The organism is Sphingosinithalassobacter tenebrarum, from assembly GCF_011057975.1.
GTDB lineage: Bacteria > Pseudomonadota > Alphaproteobacteria > Sphingomonadales > Sphingomonadaceae > Sphingomonas > Sphingomonas tenebrarum.
This window is the reverse complement of sequence record NZ_CP049109.1, coordinates 1,432,484-1,449,208: the sequence shown is the minus strand read 5'-3', so window position 1 is coordinate 1,449,208 and position 16,725 is coordinate 1,432,484. Positions and strand designations below refer to the sequence as shown.

At 65.6% G+C, this 16,725-nt stretch carries 15 protein-coding genes; 6 read left to right on the top strand and 9 right to left on the bottom strand.

Features of this window, described 5'->3' with window-relative positions; genetic code table 11:
- Window position 1: 1 nt before the first annotated feature.
- From G5C33_RS07095 to G5C33_RS07080, 4 genes are all read right to left on the bottom strand, one after another.
- Window positions 2-1,675 (bottom strand): putative bifunctional diguanylate cyclase/phosphodiesterase, encoded by a 1,674-nt coding sequence (locus G5C33_RS07095; RefSeq protein ID WP_165326577.1) that lies wholly within the window; start codon window positions 1,673-1,675, stop codon window positions 2-4.
- 78 nt (window positions 1,676-1,753) lie between these two features.
- Window positions 1,754-2,338 carry a Smr/MutS family protein gene (locus tag G5C33_RS07090; RefSeq protein ID WP_165326576.1) on the bottom strand — a complete coding sequence of 195 codons (585 nt, stop codon included), beginning with the start codon at window positions 2,336-2,338 and terminating at the stop codon, window positions 1,754-1,756.
- Window positions 2,335-3,591: a murein transglycosylase A gene (gene mltA / locus G5C33_RS07085; RefSeq protein WP_165326575.1), complete on the bottom strand. Its 1,257-nt coding sequence runs from the start codon at window positions 3,589-3,591 to the stop codon at window positions 2,335-2,337. The genes G5C33_RS07090 and mltA overlap by 4 nt, the downstream gene beginning before the upstream one ends.
- A gap of 28 nt (window positions 3,592-3,619) precedes the next feature.
- On the bottom strand, window positions 3,620-4,267 hold the full coding sequence (locus tag G5C33_RS07080) for a Tim44/TimA family putative adaptor protein (protein ID WP_165328747.1): 648 nt from the start codon (window positions 4,265-4,267) through the stop codon (window positions 3,620-3,622).
- Window positions 4,268-4,439: 172 nt separating this feature from the next.
- Between G5C33_RS07080 and secB the strand changes: the two genes are divergently transcribed.
- Together secB and murJ are read left to right on the top strand one after the other, a co-directional pair.
- Window positions 4,440-4,952, top strand: a complete 513-nt coding sequence (gene secB / locus G5C33_RS07075; RefSeq protein WP_165326574.1) for a protein-export chaperone SecB — start codon at window positions 4,440-4,442, stop codon at window positions 4,950-4,952.
- Window positions 4,953-4,980: 28 nt separating this feature from the next.
- Window positions 4,981-6,540, top strand: a complete 1,560-nt coding sequence (gene murJ, locus G5C33_RS07070; RefSeq protein WP_165326573.1) for a murein biosynthesis integral membrane protein MurJ — start codon at window positions 4,981-4,983, stop codon at window positions 6,538-6,540.
- 13 nt (window positions 6,541-6,553) lie between these two features.
- On the opposite strand, the gene G5C33_RS07065 is transcribed toward murJ, so the two are convergent.
- Window positions 6,554-7,177, bottom strand: coding sequence for a hypothetical protein (locus tag G5C33_RS07065; RefSeq protein WP_165326572.1), 624 nt, complete (start codon window positions 7,175-7,177; stop codon window positions 6,554-6,556).
- An 11-nt stretch (window positions 7,178-7,188) separates the two neighbouring features.
- Window positions 7,189-7,890 (bottom strand): hypothetical protein, encoded by a 702-nt coding sequence (locus tag G5C33_RS07060; RefSeq protein WP_165326571.1) that lies wholly within the window; start codon window positions 7,888-7,890, stop codon window positions 7,189-7,191.
- Window positions 7,891-8,146: 256 nt separating this feature from the next.
- On the opposite strand from G5C33_RS07060, the gene G5C33_RS07055 reads away from it, so the two are divergent.
- Complete coding sequence (locus G5C33_RS07055; RefSeq protein ID WP_165326570.1) at window positions 8,147-9,571, top strand: dicarboxylate/amino acid:cation symporter; 1,425 nt, start codon at window positions 8,147-8,149, stop codon at window positions 9,569-9,571.
- A 441-nt stretch (window positions 9,572-10,012) separates the two neighbouring features.
- Window positions 10,013-11,002, top strand: a complete 990-nt coding sequence (gene trpS / locus G5C33_RS07050) for a tryptophan--tRNA ligase (RefSeq protein WP_165326569.1) — start codon at window positions 10,013-10,015, stop codon at window positions 11,000-11,002.
- A gap of 274 nt (window positions 11,003-11,276) precedes the next feature.
- On the opposite strand, the gene dnaA is transcribed toward trpS, so the two are convergent.
- The 3 genes from dnaA to mutM all read right to left on the bottom strand — a co-directional run bounded on the left by dnaA (window position 11,277) and on the right by mutM (window position 14,258).
- On the bottom strand, window positions 11,277-12,632 hold the full coding sequence (gene dnaA / locus G5C33_RS07045) for a chromosomal replication initiator protein DnaA (protein WP_228275222.1): 1,356 nt from the start codon (window positions 12,630-12,632) through the stop codon (window positions 11,277-11,279).
- A 454-nt stretch (window positions 12,633-13,086) separates the two neighbouring features.
- Window positions 13,087-13,350, bottom strand: coding sequence for a 30S ribosomal protein S20 (gene rpsT, locus G5C33_RS07040; RefSeq protein WP_165326567.1), 264 nt, complete (start codon window positions 13,348-13,350; stop codon window positions 13,087-13,089).
- 98 nt (window positions 13,351-13,448) lie between these two features.
- Entirely contained in the window at window positions 13,449-14,258 is an 810-nt protein-coding gene (gene mutM / locus G5C33_RS07035; protein WP_165326566.1) for a bifunctional DNA-formamidopyrimidine glycosylase/DNA-(apurinic or apyrimidinic site) lyase, read from the bottom strand.
- Between the two features lie 83 nt (window positions 14,259-14,341).
- Here mutM and G5C33_RS07030 point away from each other — a divergent pair, with 83 nt between their 5' ends.
- Window positions 14,342-15,073 carry a class I SAM-dependent methyltransferase gene (locus G5C33_RS07030; RefSeq protein WP_165326565.1) on the top strand — a complete coding sequence of 244 codons (732 nt, stop codon included), beginning with the start codon at window positions 14,342-14,344 and terminating at the stop codon, window positions 15,071-15,073.
- Between the two features lie 48 nt (window positions 15,074-15,121).
- Window positions 15,122-16,654 (top strand): 2-polyprenylphenol 6-hydroxylase, encoded by a 1,533-nt coding sequence (gene ubiB / locus G5C33_RS07025; RefSeq protein WP_165326564.1) that lies wholly within the window; start codon window positions 15,122-15,124, stop codon window positions 16,652-16,654.
- Window positions 16,655-16,725: the final 71 nt, after the last annotated feature.

The following is a 16,725-nucleotide window of genomic DNA, read 5'->3' as shown; positions in this document are numbered from 1 at the left end:
GTTACGCGCGCAATTGCTGGACATGGGGCCGGCGGACCCAGGATAGGAACTCCGCCTCGTCCATCGGCTGGGCAATGCCATAGCCTTGCAGCGCATCGCAGCCGATTACGCGCAGAACCTTGGCCTGCGCCTCGCTTTCGATGCCCTCGGCAACCGCCTCGCGGCCGAGCCCGTGGACAAGCCCGATCACGGCCTGGGCGATGGCGCGCGCCTCGGGGCTGTCGGCGACATGCTGGATCAGGCTGTTGTCCAGCTTGACGCGATCGACCGGCAGTTCGCGCAGCCGCGTGAGATTGGTGTAGCCAGTGCCAAAATCGTCGATCGCGATGCTGGCACCGTCGGCGCGCAGTTCGGCAATCGCGTCGATGACATCGTCGGAACAATGCATCGCGAGCGATTCGGTGATCTCAAGCTCGAGCAGCGAAGCAGGCGCGCGTGCCGCGTGCATCGCATCGCGCAACCGGCGGAAGAAAGTCGCATGGTCAAGCTGGCGCGGGCTGATATTGACCGCCAGCCGCTGCTCGATGCCCAGCTTGCCCCAGCGCGAAATGGTGTCGGCAACGCTCGTCACCACCCATTCGCCGATTTCGACCATCAACCCCGTCTCTTCGGCGCGTTCGAGGAACGCGCCGGGCATCTTCAGCCCGTCGGGGTGGCGCCAGCGGAGCAGCGCCTCCGCTGCGACGATCCGGCCGTCGTCGGCACTCACCTGCGGCTGATAGACAAGCGAGAATTCCTGCTTGTCGACTGCCTCGCGCAAATCGCTTTCGAGCTGCGCGCGCTCGGCGATCTCGGCAGCGAGCATATCGGTGAAATGCTCGGCACGCCCCCGCCCCTGCGACTTGGCATGATACATGGCGACGTCGGCCGCGCGCATCAGCTCGGTCAGGCTCGTGCCGTGTTCGGGACGCAGCGCGACGCCGATCGAGGCGCCGATCGAGACTTCCTGATCGGCCAGGTCGAAACTTTCGGACAAGGCGAACAGAATGCCGCGCGCGATCCGCTCGGCGTCGCGGACATTGCCCAGATCGGGAAAGAACATGGTGAATTCATCGCCCGCCAGCCGGCCGATCAGCGGCTGCCCGGTGCTGCCTTCGGCGGCGAACCGATCGGCCACCGCGCGCAGGCGATTGGCGACCATGCCCAGCAGCACATCGCCCGTGGCATGGCCCAGCGTGTCGTTGACGTTCTTGAACTTGTCTAGATCGATGAAATAGAGGCCCGCGACGCCTTCGGACGGCAGTTCGGTGAGCACGCGTTCGACGGTGCGGCGAAAATTGGTGCGATTGGGCAGGCCGGTGACCGGATCGAACATCGCCAGCCGCTGCACGCTTTCGAAATTGGCGTGGAGCTGACTGAACAGGCCCTCCATCGCCTCGGCGAGCGGCGGAACGCAGGCGCCGACTTCGTCGGGAATTTCGCTTTCAAGGTCGCCGTTCGCGGCGCGCGACAATCGCTCGATCGCCGCGTCGATCGCGGCGGCGGTGTTGGAAATGGTCCGCTCGGCGGTCGCCCAGCACATCGCGCCGCACACGATCGCCGCGATCAGCGCGCGTGTGGCGCTGTCCACGTCCAGCTCGCCATGCGAAGTCGCCGTAAGCGCGAGGATAAAGGCCACGGCACCGGCGCACATCGAAAAGGCAATTGCGCGACTCTTGAGCGAAAAGCCTTCCACTTGTCTGAAGATTCCCCCCAAGCGCCGCGGTTACGAGCTCCGAAGACGCCCGTTCGTGCGCTTAATGCAGGACAAGGGTTAAGATTTTGGTGGCACGGCCGTTCGATGACGACGCAGGACAATGTACAGCGCGCCCTGCCCGCCATGACGCGGATGCGCGCCGCGCACCGCCGCGATCCGATCGGCATGGCGCGACGCGGCGAGCCAGTCCTTCACTGCCGCGCGGATCGCGCCGCGCGCATGCGGCCGCTCGGATTCGGGGCGCGGCGGCTTTCCGGTGATCAGCAACAACACCCGGTCGCCGCGCGCGATCGCGAATTCCAGCCCCCGGTCGAGCCGTCCATAGGCGCTGTCCAGCGTGTGGCCGTGCAGGTCGATGCTGCAATCCGGCGCGACAAGCCCGCGCGACAGGCGCCGGTCCCACCCGGCGTCGAGCGTCGCCTGCGCCGGAATCGCGCGGCGTGGCGGCACCGGAGGCGCAGCAGGACGCGGTTCAGGGATGCGCCCCTTCCTGCGCGCGCGCGGTGGCTCGGTCGTCGGTTCGGGAAGCGGCTCGGGCATCGCCGCGGGCCGGGGGTCGGTGTGCAGCGGCTGCACCGTGGAAATCACGCGATTCCACAGCGCGGCTTCCTCGGGCGCCAGTCGCCGCCCGTGCCGGCTCACCGGGCGCCGTGCCGCGCCAGCGTACCCACCGGCAGCAACAGGAAGGCCGTGCCGTGCGCCGACATGCCGCCGGCGATCGCGCGCGCTTCGGCGCCCGCACCCCAGAAGGTGTCGAAACGATTGGCGCCCTTGATCGCGCCGCCGGTATCCTGAATCACCCACAGGCCGGTCGCGTCGGCACGATCCATCGACAGGAAGACCGGCGCGCCCATTGGCACGAATTTGGGATCGGCCGCCGCGCTCGTCCGCCCGGTGACGGCATAGCCCATCGCGCCGAGCGGACCCGGGCCGGTCAATTCGCGGAAGAAGACCCAGCTCTTGTTCTCGCGCATGATCGCCCGGCCCTCGGCCGGGTGATCGCGCAGCCATTGCATGATGCCCTGCATGTTCGCCTGGCCGGGCGCGAGCAATCCGCGATCGCGCATCAGCCCGCCGATGCCGGTATAGCTGCGACCGTTCTGCCCGGCATAGCCAATCCGCATCACCCCGCCATCGGGCAGCCGCAGCCGCCCCGACCCCTGGACCTGCAGGAAGAAAAGCTCGACCGGATCATGGGCCCAGGCGATTTCGAGGCCACGCCCCGCCAGCGCGCCCTGCTCGATTTCGGTGCGGTCGTAATAGGGGACGAAATCGGTGCCCTGCACCCGGCCGCGGATCTTGCGGCCTTCCAGATCCTCCGCGAAATCGCCCAGATCGACGTCGACCAGATCGGCGGGCTTGCCATAGATCGGCACGTCATAGCCCGAGCGGCGCGTGCGCGATCCGGCGATCTCGGGCTCGTAATAGCCGGTCGCGAAAGCCGATCCGTCGGCGATCTGCACCGTTTCGAAATAGCGGGCGAAGAAATTGCGCGCGTCGGTGACCGGCCAGTTCTGCGCGGCCTGACACGAAACCGCCCAGTCCTCCGGCCGGGTGAGCCCCGACTGGTCGGTGCGCCGCGCGGTCGATCCGCAGCTGGTGCGATAAGCCGCCAGCGCACGGGCGGCGGCGTCATCGGTGATCGGCAGCGTAGCGAAATCGGGGCCGCCGACGATTCCCGAACCGGCGGCGATATCGGCGCTTGGCGGCGCGGGCGCGGCGGGAACGGGCGGGATCGGCGTAGCCGGCGTCGGTTGCCGCACCGGCACTTCGTTGACCGTGCCGCCGGGCGAACCGCCATAGGGCGCCGAACCATATTCGGTTGCGGGCGGAACCAGCGATCCCGAACAGGCACCGAGCAACAAGGCCAGTGCCGCCACACCCCAAGCGCGCATCGCACCCCCCTTTGTTACGGCCCGTCGATCAGGCTTCGTCGGTTTCCGCGAGCTTCCAATTGGGATCGTCGCTGCGCAGATCGCGCGCGAAGGTCCAGATATCATGGGTCTCGACTGCGTCGCTCATCGAGCCGGCGACGACATTGCCGTCCGAATCGCGCGTGATCGCGGCGATGTCGGCGTCGAACCGCACCGTGATGCGCGCGACGCGACCTTCAAGCTGCGCATCGACGATCTTGGCGGTCTCGATCGCAACCAGCCGATTGTCGAGCGTGTGGCCGGCTTCGTTGCGTTCGGCGATCGCGGCGGAAAAGCCTTCCCGGACATCATCCTCGACCAGCCATTTCAGCGTGTCCTCGTCGCCCGACCAGAAGGCCTTGAGGATCATCTCATAGGCCGATTTGGCGCCTTCGATGAACTGGGCGACATCGAAGCTCGAATCCGCGCCGATTACGGCGCGCAGTCCCGATTCGGCGCCCGGCTCCACATGGCGCGAGCCGGGCTCGCGCGATTCGGCGGGTACATCGATGGTGCGCGGCATGGTGGGCGCCCTGACGCGCTCTTCCGCAGGCTTGGGCATCGGCTGCTGTTCATGGCCGGTGCGCTTGCCGAGCACGGAATAGAGGCGCAGCGCAAGAAATGCCGCCACCATTGCGAACAGAACGATATAGAAGATGTTCACCGTGCCTCCAGAAGCTTTGGACCATACATAGGCCTTTGCAGCCATTGTTTCAAATCGCCGCAGAAGTGCAGCGTTGAACTGGCGCGAACCGCCTGCTACGCGCTCCGGCCTGTTACCAACGCGCCCGCGCGCGAAGGTTATCCGTAAACCCAAAAAGGATTTTTCGATGGCTGAGCCCGCCAGTGCCGATCCGACCGGCACCCCCCAGCCCAACGGCAACGACACCGGTCCCGTCGCGAGCGTGATTTCGCAATATGTGAAGGACATGTCGTTCGAGAATCCCGGCGCGCCGGGCATTTTCCAGAAGCAGGGCCAGCCCGGTTTCGACGTCCAGTTCAACATCGGGTCCGATCGCGTCGGCGACGACGCCTTCGAAGTGGTCCTCAAAATCGAAGTCCGCGCCGAAGTCGAAGGCCAGACCGCCTTCCTGGTCGACCTGTCCTATGCCGGGCTGTTCGGCCTGCGCAACATCCCGCAGGAGCATATGGAGCCGTTCCTGCTGGGTGAAGCGCCGCGCATCCTCTTCCCCTTCGCGCGCCGCGTGCTGGCCGATGCCGTTCGCGACGGCGGCTTCCAGCCGCTGATGCTCGAGCCGATCGATTTCCAGGCGCTCTATCTGCAGCGCGTTGCCGAACGCGACCAGCAACAGGCCGCGGGCCAGCCCAGCGGCCAGGCCTGATCCGATCCGACAGCGAGGCCGCTGACCGATGAATCTCGCAAAGACGCTGGGATCGGTCGGCGGCCTCACGCTGGTCAGCCGCGTTCTCGCGCTCGGGCGCGATTCGCTTCAGGCGACCTTTGTCGGCGCGGGGTTCGCGTCGGACGCCTTCCTCGTCGCCTTCCGCCTGCCCAACATGTTTCGCGCGCTGTTCGCCGAAGGGGCGTTCAGCGCAGCCTTCATCCCGATGTTCAATCGCCGGGTGGCGGAAAGCGAAGGCAGGCTCGCCGCCGGACTGGATTTCGCCGAGCGCGCGCTGGCAGTGCTGCTGCCGCTGCTGATCCTGTTCACGCTCGGCATGATCGCCGCCGCCTGGCCGGTCACCTGGGCGCTTTCGGGCGGATTCAACGATCCCAGCCCCGAACAATTCGCCTATGCGGTGACGCTCTCGCGCATCACCATTCCCTATCTGGCGCTGATCAGCATCGTCTCGCTGCTCGGCGGCATCCTCAATTCGCTCAACAAATTCTGGGTGAACGCCGCCGCGCCGATCCTGCTAAACATCTCGATGATCACCGGCCTGTGGTTCTTTCACGGCGACAATGCCTATGAAACGGCGCGAGTGCAGGCGATCGCAGTCACTGCGGGCGGGGCGTTGCAGCTTGCCTTCCTGATCCTCGGCTGCGTGCGCGCTGGCGTGAAGCTGCGGCTGCGACCGCCGCGGATCGACAAGGATATCCGCCAGCTCTTCAAGCTGATCCTCCCCGCCGCCGCCGGCGCGGGGGCAGTGCAGATCAATCTGCTCATCTCCACGGCGCTGGCGGGCAGCCTGCTCGCGCCGGGCGCGATTTCGTACATCTATTATGCCGACCGACTCAATCAGCTCCCGCTCGGGCTGATCGGCATCGGCCTGGGCACCATCCTGCTGCCGACGATTTCGCGGCTGCTGGGCGAAGGCAGGGACGCCGAGGCGATGGCGATGCAGAATCGCGGGATCGAGCTGGCGCTGTTCCTCACCCTGCCCGCGATGGTCGCGCTGATGATCGCGGCCGAGCCGATCATCCGCACGCTGTTCCAGCACGGCCGGTTCGACGCGGCGGACACCAGCGCGACGGCCATCACGCTCGCCGCCTTTTCGATCGGCCTGCCCGCCTATGTGCTGATCAAGGTGCTGACGCCCGGCTTTTACGCGCGCGAGGATACCAAAACGCCGGTGCGGTTCGCGATGATCGCAGTCGGCGCCAATATCGCGGGCAATCTGATCCTCATCCCCACCATCGGCTATGTCGGGCCGCCGCTCGCCACTGCCCTGTCGGCATGCATCAACATGGGGCTGCTCTACGCGACGCTGCGCAAGCGCGGCCATTTCGAAGCCGATGCCCGCCTGAAGCGCCGCGTGCCGCGCCTTGCGCTGGCGGCGCTTCTGATGGGTCTCGCACTGTGGCTGGGCGAACGGTGGATCGAGCCGTACACGACCGGCAGCTTCTGGGTCCGCGCGGGCGGCATGCTGGCGCTGGTGGGTGCGGGCGGCGCGATCTACGGCGCGGCGTGTCTGGTGACACGCGCCTATCTGCTCAGTGACCTCAAGGCGATGGTGCGGCGGGGATAGCGCCCGCCACGCCTTATTTCTCGGTCTTGTCGAACACGGTGGCGAGCACCGTCCCTTCATAGGAATAGGAGCGCGAAACCATGTTGTCCGCGCCGCTGCGCCAGCTGATCGCGCCATAGGCGGTGCCGATATAGGTGGTGTTCACGCCCGTCTCGACACGGTCGTAGGAAATCCCGACAAGCGCCGGATCGACCGTGACCAGCACATAGCGCTCGTCCGCCCGCGGCGCGAACTGAACCGAATAGCGATCGGAGCGGATCAGATACAGCTCCGATGCGAAGGTGCGGACGCGCTTTCCGGCGGCGTCGAGCGTCGCCACCGTCGCGGGAAAGCTGCGCTGCGGCTCGAGCATGCCGCCCACTTCGACGACGCGATTGTCGATGGCCGACGGCAGCGCATAGACGATATAGGGCGTGCTGAAATCGCTGCCGCCCGCCAGGCACGGCGTATCGGCCGTCACCGGCGTACTCAGCGTTTCGCCCGATTTCTTCCCCGGTCCCAGGCGGATCGCGCCGCCGATATCGGGCACCTGCGCACATGCCTGTGTCGGCGCGTAGCGGACCACCGGCGGCAGCGGCTTGGCCGCGCAACCGGCGAGCAGCACCGCGCCGCCCGTGAGGACGGCGCGTGCCGACATCCGTCTCGCGCTCACTGCAACAGGCCGACGGCGGTCTCCGCCACCCTGTGCATGGCATCGCGCAGCCCCTCGGCCAGCCGCTCGGGATCCGACTTCATCTCGTCGCGGTTTTCGAAGGCATATTCGGGATTGGGCGCCAGCGTCACCACGCCGCGCGGCGCGCCGAGCACGTTATAGGCGATCCTGTTTTCCATCAGCGTCTTGTGATCGGGCAGCGACAGCAGGCGCACCGATGCATAGACGCTCGGACGCCATTTCTTGCCCGATCCCGACGCGGCATAGCCCCAGTGAGTCACCACGATGTCGAGGAACACCTGCGCCTCGCCCGTCTGATCGGGCACCCGGACCAGGAACTTGCCCTTTTCGCGGTTGCCGTTTTCGACGACTGCGGCGGAGACACCTTTTTCCGCGAAGGCCGAGACCAGCGCGGTTTCCATATCCGCCTCGGCGTCGAAATCGACCGTCGCCAGCGCCGCGTCCAGCGCGTCCTCGCGGCTGTCCTGCACGCCGGCGTCGATCAGCGCTCCGATCAGGCCGAAATTGCTGCCGACCGACGCGCTTTCGAACGCGGCGATTTCCTCCGGCGTCGAATGATCCGATATCGCCACCTTGGTGATCGGCTGTGCGCTGCCCGTATATGGCGTCGCGACATAGCTATTCGAGCACGCGCCAAGAGTCGCGGCCAGAGCGGCCGCGATGAAGAACCGGAACATTATTTGACTCCCCCAAGACAAGTGGAGAGATTAATTATCCCCGACTTGATCGAAAGCAAGTAAAATCGTCGCTGCAATTTCGGGGGCGCGACCCCTGTTTCCCGAAGCGTAGATCGACCCGGTGCGCGGCGCCGGCGCCCCCGACATTTACGTCGCCTTCGGTCGCATGCGCGGCGCGCCCCTCCGGGAAATCCCCCCTTGCCCGGCGCCCGAACGATCGGGCAGCGCGGAACGCGGGAAGACAAGGAGAGCGCATATGGCCCACTCGCTGGAATCCATCCATCCGCGCAGCATCAAGATGCTGACTCACGAGCTGCGCTTCCTGATCCGCTCGCGGCTATGGGCGCAGATTCTGCTGGGGATGGCGCTGGGCGTTGTCGCGGGGCTGATGCTTTCTCCCTCGTCCGGCTGGGTGTCGGCCGACACCGGTGAAGTCATCGCGAACTGGATTTCGCTTCCCGGCGAGCTGTTCCTCGTCCTGATCAAGATGGTGATCGTCCCGCTCGTCATCGCCTCGGTCGTGCGCGGCATCGCGGCGAGCGGCGATGCGCAACAGCTGCGCAGCACCGGCATTGGCCTGGCCATTTATTTCGTCGCGACGACTTTGCTCGCGATCGCGATCGGGCTGTTCATCGGCTATCTGTTTCAGCCCGGCATCTATGTCGATCCGGCGGTCGGCCAGGCGCTGTCGCAAGGCGCGCCGCCGCCGGTCGAAGCCGCCGATACCGGCCCGCCGACTCTCGCCGCGCTTCCCCAGTCGATCGTCGCGCTGCTGCCGCAAAACCCGCTGAGCGCCGTCGTCGAGGGCGATTTGCTGCAAGTGGTGATCCTCGGCGTGATCCTGGGCATCGCGCTGGTTTCAATGGCGCCCAACAGCGCAAAGCCGCTGCTCGACCTGATGGGATCGATCCAGCAGGTTTCGATGCACATCGTGACTTTGGTGATGACAGTCGCGCCGCTCGCCGTTTTCGGGCTGCTGGCGCGCGCGATGATGCAGACCGGGCCCGGCGTGCTGGTCGGCGTCGGCGTCTATGCGGGCAGCGTGATCCTGGCGCTGCTCCTGCTGCTCGCCGTCTATCTCGTGATCGTCGCGGTGCTCGGGCGGCGCAAGCCGTTCCGGTTCCTGCGCAACATCCGCGACGCGCAGTTGCTGGCCTTTTCGACCGACAGCTCGGCGGCGACCATGCCGGTATCGGTGCGCGTCGCCGAGGAGAAGCTGAAGGTTCGCCCCTCCACCGCGCAGATCGTAATTCCGATCGGCGCGACGATGAACATGGGTGGGACCGCCTGCTATCACGGCATCGCCACCATCTTCATGGCGCAGCTTTTCGCGATCGATCTCGGCCCGGCCCAGATACTCGCGGTGATGATGACTTCGCTCGGCGCCTCGATAGGCGCGCCGGCGGCGCCGGGCGTGGGAATCATGGTGCTGTCGGGCGTGCTTGCCTCGGCGGGGATTCCGCTGGCGGGGCTGACACTGATCATCGGGCTCGATCAGGTGCTCGAACGCGTGCGTTGCGTGATGAACGTCACCGGCGACCTGGCGGCGTGCATCGTGGTCGACCGCTTCGGGGGTGGCAAGATGACGCGCGACCAGGAGATCTTCCGCGACGAGCATCTGGAAGCCGAACGCGAATGGGCCAATGCCGATGTCCTGACCACCGACGACGGCCGGGGATAGGAACATCCAGCGCTGCCCATTCTGTGCCGCCTCTCGACGCTCGCGACATGCAGCGGATCATGGGCTGTGACCGATGCTGCGAAATCGCTGTCCTACAAGCGGCGAAACATGCCACGAACCGGAATGCCGAACGCAAACCGCTTCTCCGAAACCACCCGGCCGGCCCGTTTCCCTCGCGCGCGAGCGCGCGCACGCGCGTTGTGTCATGACCCGGTGCGAACTTTGTACGCGTTTCCGCGGTTTTCGCGGTTCCGGGTGCGGAGGGCAAAGGAGGCGGGACGTGGTGTCTCTTTTGTCTCCTTTCGCGCCCTTCCCCCCGGCCCCGCGCGCCGCTACAGCGCGGCCATCCCGAGCATGACGAACAGCGGCGGCGCCCCCGCTGCACGGGATCCGCGGCCGGTCCAACGGCCGAACGGTCAACCGGGCGCGGAGTGAATGAATATGCGCGTCGTTTCCGGCATTCAGACCACCGGCAATCTCCACCTCGGCAACTATCTGGGCGCCATCAAGCAATGGGTGGCGATGCAGGATCAGGGTGAGTGCCTGTTCTTCCTCGCCGATCTCCATGCATTGACCGGCAATGTCAGCCCGGCAGAGCTTGCCAATTCGACGGTCGAAATGGCCGCCACGCTGATGGCGGCGGGGATCGACGATCGCGCGATCCTGTTCAATCAGGCGCGCGTGCCCGCTCATGCCGAGCTGTGCTGGATTCTCCAGGGCACTGCGCGGATGGGCTGGCTGAACCGCATGACGCAGTGGAAGGACAAGGCGGGCAAGAACCGCGAAGGCGCCAGCGTCGGCCTGTTCACCTATCCGGTGCTGCAGGCCGCCGACGTGCTCGTCTATCAGGCGACGCATGTCCCCGTCGGCGAGGATCAGAAACAGCATCTCGAGCTTGCGCGCGACATCGCGACCAAGTTCAACACCGATTTCGAGACCGAGCTGTTTCCGCTGCCCGACCCGCTGATTTCGAAGGCGGCGCCGCGCATCATGTCGCTGCGCGACGGGCAGGCGAAGATGAGCAAATCCGATCCCTCGGATATGAGCCGGATCAATCTGATCGATGACGACGACACCATCGCCCAGAAGCTTCGCAAGGCGCGGACCGATCCCGAGCCCTTGCCCGAAAAGCTCGACGATCTCGCCGAGCGGCCCGAGGCGAAGAATCTGGTGACGATCTATGCCGCGCTGGCCGATCGCGATCCGCAGGGCGTGCTGAGCGAGTTCGCGGGACAGGGTTTCGGCGCGTTCAAGCCGGCGCTCGCCGATCTGGCGGTGTCGGTGCTCGGCCCGATTCGCGACCGGCTGACGCAATTGCTCGACGATCGCGCGGCGGTGCAGGCCAATCTGGCGAAGGGCGCCGGACGCGCCCAGGCACTGGCCGAACCGACGCTGAAGGCCGCGCAGAAGGCCGTGGGATTGCAGGTATAAAAAATCCTCCCCGAGCTTGTCTCGGGGGAGGAACTGGAAATCGCTGTCCTACACGGCCGCAATCTGCCAGCCTGACCGCTGCTCTTTGAACAACCGGAAATCCCGCCCGGAAACGGGGGTGAGCGGCAACGGCGGGGGTCGGGTGCCTCCGCAGCGCTTCCGGGGTATGGTGCGCAGAGGCGGGTCGCCGCTACGCCGCTCACCCCCGCCCCGCGACCCACAGGATCGCGGAGCGAAACGCATACGCCTACTCACACCTGTCGGAAGGCGAAGCTCAGCCTTCCAGTTTACGCATCAACGTGCGCACCGCGCCGTCGATTTCACCGTCCTTGCCGCGCAGATCCTCGATCCGGCGGACGGCATGGATCACCGTTGAATGGTCGCGATTGCCGAACTTGCGCCCGATTTCGGGCAGCGAGCGAGTCGTCAGCCGCTTCGCCAGATACATGGCGATCTGACGCGGACGGGCGATCGCGACCGCGCGTCGTTCCGAAATCAGATCGAGCTGCTTCAGATCGAAATGCGCCGAAACCGCGCGCTGGATCTCGTCGATCGTGATGCGGCGCTGCACATGGCGCAGCACTTCGCCCAGCGTCTGCACCGCGAAATCGATCGTGATCGCTTCACCGTTGAGCTGCGCATAGGCGACGAGGCGATTGAGCGCGCCTTCCAGTTCACGAACGTTGCTGGTGATCCGCGCGGCGAGCAGCTCGATCACGTCCTCGGGAACCGCGACGTCGGGCATCTCGTCCAGCTTGCGCTGCAGGATGGCGCGGCGCAGCTCGAGTTCGGGGGGGCGGATATCGGCGACCAGCCCCGATCCCAAGCGACCGGCGAGTTGCGGTACGAACCCCTCGAGCGCCTGCGGTGCGCGATCGGCGGCGATCACCAGCCGCTTGCCCGCGCCCATGAACTCGTTGACCGTGTGAAAAAACTCTTCCTGCGTCACGTCCTTGCCGCCGATGAACTGCAAGTCGTCGATCATCAGCAGGTCCGCGCCGCGCAGCCGCGCCTTGAACGCGATCGTATCCTTTGCCTTCAGCGCGCGGACGAATTCGAACATGAAGCGTTCGGCGGGCATATAGATTGCCGTCGCTCGCGGATTGGATTCGAGAAAGGCCTGGCCGATGGCGTGCATCAGATGCGTCTTGCCCTGCCCGGTCGCGCTGTGGAGAAACAACGGGCTGAACTGCGGCACGCCCGGCTCGGCCAGCTTGCGCGCGGCGTTGAACGCGACTCGATTCGACGCATCGACAACGAAGCGATCGAAGACGAAGCGCGGATCGAAGGTCGAGCTTTCGCCGCCCGCGGGCGGGCGCGTGTCATTGTCGCCAGCGTGAAGCACGCGCTGCGCTGGCAGGGTGTTCGACACGGTTTCGATGCACACCGTCTCGACCGAGGGCAGCACCGCGCGGAATTCGAGCAGAAGCCGCTCGGCATAGTGATTGCGGACCCATTGCGCCATGAAGTCGGACGGAAGCCCGAGGCGAATCTCCGCCTCGCTGCTCTCGCGGATCAGCTCAACCGGCTTCAGCCACTGGTCGAACAGCCGCTGGCCGGCCGAGCGCCGCAGATTGCCGCGCACATGGCCCCAGGCGTTCGCCACCGCATCGCCGTTTCCGGTTTCCAAGATCCGCGCCTGCGTCACTAAGCAGCACCCCCAGTTCCCGCGGATTCCCAAGAGTTTCCGCGCAAGATTTCACACGCAAAGATCCCCCGCAGCCGGAATCACACTCCGCGCTGGAACGATGCTTTGCTTGGCCCCGGAGGCAGTTCGCCGTACCGGGACTAACCTTTTAGGAAGCGATTTCTGAGTCGGGCAAGAGGCGCCTTGTCAAGAAACTGAAATAAGTAGTGTTGACTCGTTCCGAACGGCGGAATCCCGTCAAACTTTTTTATAATAGGCTGATATAACTATGTTTTTCGGCATTTGTCTCGAATCGGGAATACGCGACTCGCGGTACATCCTGTCCATTTTCACCGAAACGTAATGAAAGCGTAATGACCGCCGCAGCGCAGCAAAAAACCCGCCGGAGAAATCTCCGACGGGCCTATCCCGCTGAACTGACAAACAGCCGTTGCGCTCAGCCGAGCGCGACGAGCCGTTTGTTGAGGCGCGAAAACTTCCGCGCGGCAGTGTTCTTGTGCATCACGCCCTTGGCGACGCCGCGCGCCAGCTCGGGCTGTACTTCGCGCAGCGCGGCGGCGGCCGCTTCCTTGTCGCCCGAAGCGAGCGCGGTTTCGACCTTTTTCACATAGGTCCGAATGCGGCTCACACGCGAGCCGTTGATGTCTGCGCGACGCGCGTTGCGCCGGATACGCTTCTTCGCCTGTGGCGTATTCGCCATGCCGTCCTCGAAATTCTGCTAAGCGGGATGGACGCGAAACAGAGCCTCACGTCCGGGAAAGGGCGCCCCTTAACGGTTGTCGGGGATTCGGTCAACCGTCATCGCTGGCATTTGGCACACCAGAAGGTCGATCGCCCGGCATCGACACGCCGCCGGACAGTGGCGCCGCAGACGCATTCTTCGCCTTCGCGACCATAGACGCGCCATTGCTTGGCGAAATAGCCGAGTTCGCCGTCGGGCCGCGCATAATCGCGCAGGGTGGAGCCTCCGGCCGCGATCGCGGCAAGCAGCACGTCGCGCACGGCATCGACCAATCGCTGAAGCCGTGCCGCTGAAATTCGTCCTGCCGCGCGATTCGGCGCGATGCCCGAAAGATGGAGCGCCTCGCACACATAGATGTTGCCGAGGCCGGCGACGATTCGCTGGTCGAGCAGCAGCGCCTTCACCGGTGCGATTCGCCCGGCGAACATTCGCGCCAGATGCGCTGCGGTGAAATCGGGGCCGAGCGGTTCGGGGCCCATCGCGGCGAAGGGCGGCCATGCGGCCAGATCGTCGGTGGGAACCAGATCGACCGATCCGAACCGGCGTGGATCGTTGAGCGCCAACCGGTGGCGCGCCGTTTCGATCAGCAGATGATCGTGCGCCAGCGTCTCGTCGGGATCAATTCGCCACCGGCCCGACATGCCGAGGTGAAAGACCATCGTCTCGCCGCGATCGGTGTGGACAAGGCCGTATTTGGCCCGCCGCCCCAGCGACGTCACGCGCGCCCCGGTCAGCCGCTGGCCGAGATCGGCGGGGAACGGACGGCGCAGATCGGCACGGCGCAGGATCAGCCGCTCGATCACCTGCCCTTCCAGTACGGGGGCAAGACCACGAACGGTCGTTTCGACTTCGGGAAGCTCGGGCATGGAAGGATTGCGCTAGGCGGGGTTTGCCGAGGCCGCAAGCTATGGCTAGAGCGAGCCGTCTGCCTTCCAACACCGAGTGCCACATGACCGACACCGTTTCCTTCGGATATCAGGACGTAGACCCCGACGAGAAGACACGCCGCGTCGGCGAGGTCTTCTCCAACGTGGCTAGCAAATACGACCTGATGAACGACGCCATGTCGGGCGGGCTGCACCGGATATGGAAAGACGTGTTCGTCCGCCGGGTAAAGCCGCGCGCCGGCGAGCATATTCTCGACATGGCCGGCGGCACCGGCGACATCGCCTTTCGCATGGCCCCCTCGGGCGCGGCGATCACCGTCGCCGACATCAATCCCGAAATGCTCGAAGTCGGCATGGAGCGCGCCGCCAAACGCGGGCTCGACGGAATGGTGTGGACCGAAGCCAATGCCGAGGAACTGCAATTCCCCGACAAGTTCTTCGACGCCTACACCATCGCCTTCGGCATTCGAAACGTGACGGACATTCCGAAGGCGCTGCGCGAGGCGCATCGGGTGCTCAAGCGCGGCGGGCGGTTCTTCGTGCTGGAATTCTCGACCACGCAATGGCCCGGCTTCGCCGATGTCTACGACGCCTATTCGCACAAGCTGGTACCGCAGCTCGGCAAGCTGCTGGCGCAGGATGCCGACAGCTATCGCTATCTGATCGAATCGATCCGCCGCTTCCCGGACATGCCGAGCTTCGAGAAGATGATCGGCGAGGCCGGATTCGTGCGGACCAAAGTCGAACCGATGCTCGGCGGGCTGGTCGCGATTCACAGCGGCTGGAAGATCTGAGGATGGCGAGCAACCTTCTCCCCTCCCGACTGTGGGAGCGGTGACCGGATGACTCACCCCAGCGTCCATCTCTGGCGGCTCCTCAAATGGGGCCGCACGCTGGCGCGCCACGGCGCGCTGCGCGGGATCGAGCGCGATCCCAACACCCCCAGGCCCGTCCGCCGTATCGCTCGGCTCGCCCGGTTCGGCGCGCGCGTGCCCAAGGCACCGGCCTATGCCGACGCATTCCAGGCGATCGGTCCGGCCGCAATCAAGCTCGGCCAGACACTGGCGACGCGCCCCGATCTGATCGGCGAAACCGCCGCGAAGGACCTGCTGCGGCTGCAGGACGCGCTGCCGCCGCTCCCCTATGCCGCGATCCGCGAGCAGATGGTCGACAGTTTCGGCCGACCGCCCGAAGAGCTGTTTTCCGAAATCGAGGAAGTACCGATCGGCGCCGCCTCGATCGCGCAGGTCCACCGCGCCGTTACCACCGACGGCCGCCAGGTCGCGGTGAAGGTCTTGCGCCCCGGAATCGAAACCGACTTCTTCCGTGCGATCGACACCTATGAATGGGCTGCCGCACAAGTCGAATCGATGGGCGGCGAAGCGGCGCGGCTGCGCCCCCGGCTGGTAATCGATACGTTCAAACGCTGGACGATGCGCGAGCTCGACCTGCGCCGCGAAGGCGCCTCGGCATCCGAACTCGCAGAGGGGATGCAGGCCGAACCCGATTTCATGGTACCGGCGATCGACTGGCAGCGCTCGACCGGCAAGGTATTGACCCTCGAATGGATCGACGGGATCAAGCTGTCGAACCGCGATGCGCTGATCGCCGCAGGCCATGATGTTTCCGCGCTCGCCGAAAAGCTGGTCCGCGCGTTCCTGCGCCAGGCGATCGCCGAAGGCTTTTTCCACGCCGACATGCATCAGGGCAATCTGTTCGCGCTGGCCGACGGGCGAATCGCCGCGATCGATTTCGGCATCATGGGCCGCATCGACCGGCGCGCGCGTGTATGGCTCGCCGAAATCCTCTACGGCCTGATCACCGGCAACTATCGCCGCGTCGCCGAGATCCATTTCGAGGCGGGCTATGTGCCGGCGCATCACAATGTCGCCGAATTCGCCACCGCGCTGCGCGCCGTTGGCGAGCCGATGCGCGGGCTACCGGTCAAGGACATGTCGATCGGCATGATGCTGGACAGCCTGTTCAACATCACGCGCGATTTCGACATGCAGACGCAGCCGCACCTGCTGCTGCTGCAAAAGACAATGGTGATGGTGGAGGGCGTGGCGACCGCGCTCGATCCAGACATCAATCTGTGGGACACCGCCGCTCCGTTCGTGCGCGAATGGATTCGCACCGAGCTTGGCCCGGAAGCCGCCATCGCCGACCAGCTGATCGAGGATTTCCGAACGCTTTCGCGGCTGCCCCAGCTCGTCCGCAATATCGAACGGCACTTCCCGACACCCGGCGGCGCTCCCCCTGCCCCGCCGCTGCGCGAAATCGAGCGCGTGCGGATCGGCGGCCTTCGGTACATCATCGTCGCGGTTCTTTCGGGCGCGGCCGGTGCCGCAGTGACCTTGTTGCTGTTCCAGTGAGGGGAGCTGAACCCTTTTGGCTGCGCGAACCCTCGCGCTTCGCCCGGTTGCGCGCGACGCCAGCACGCGCA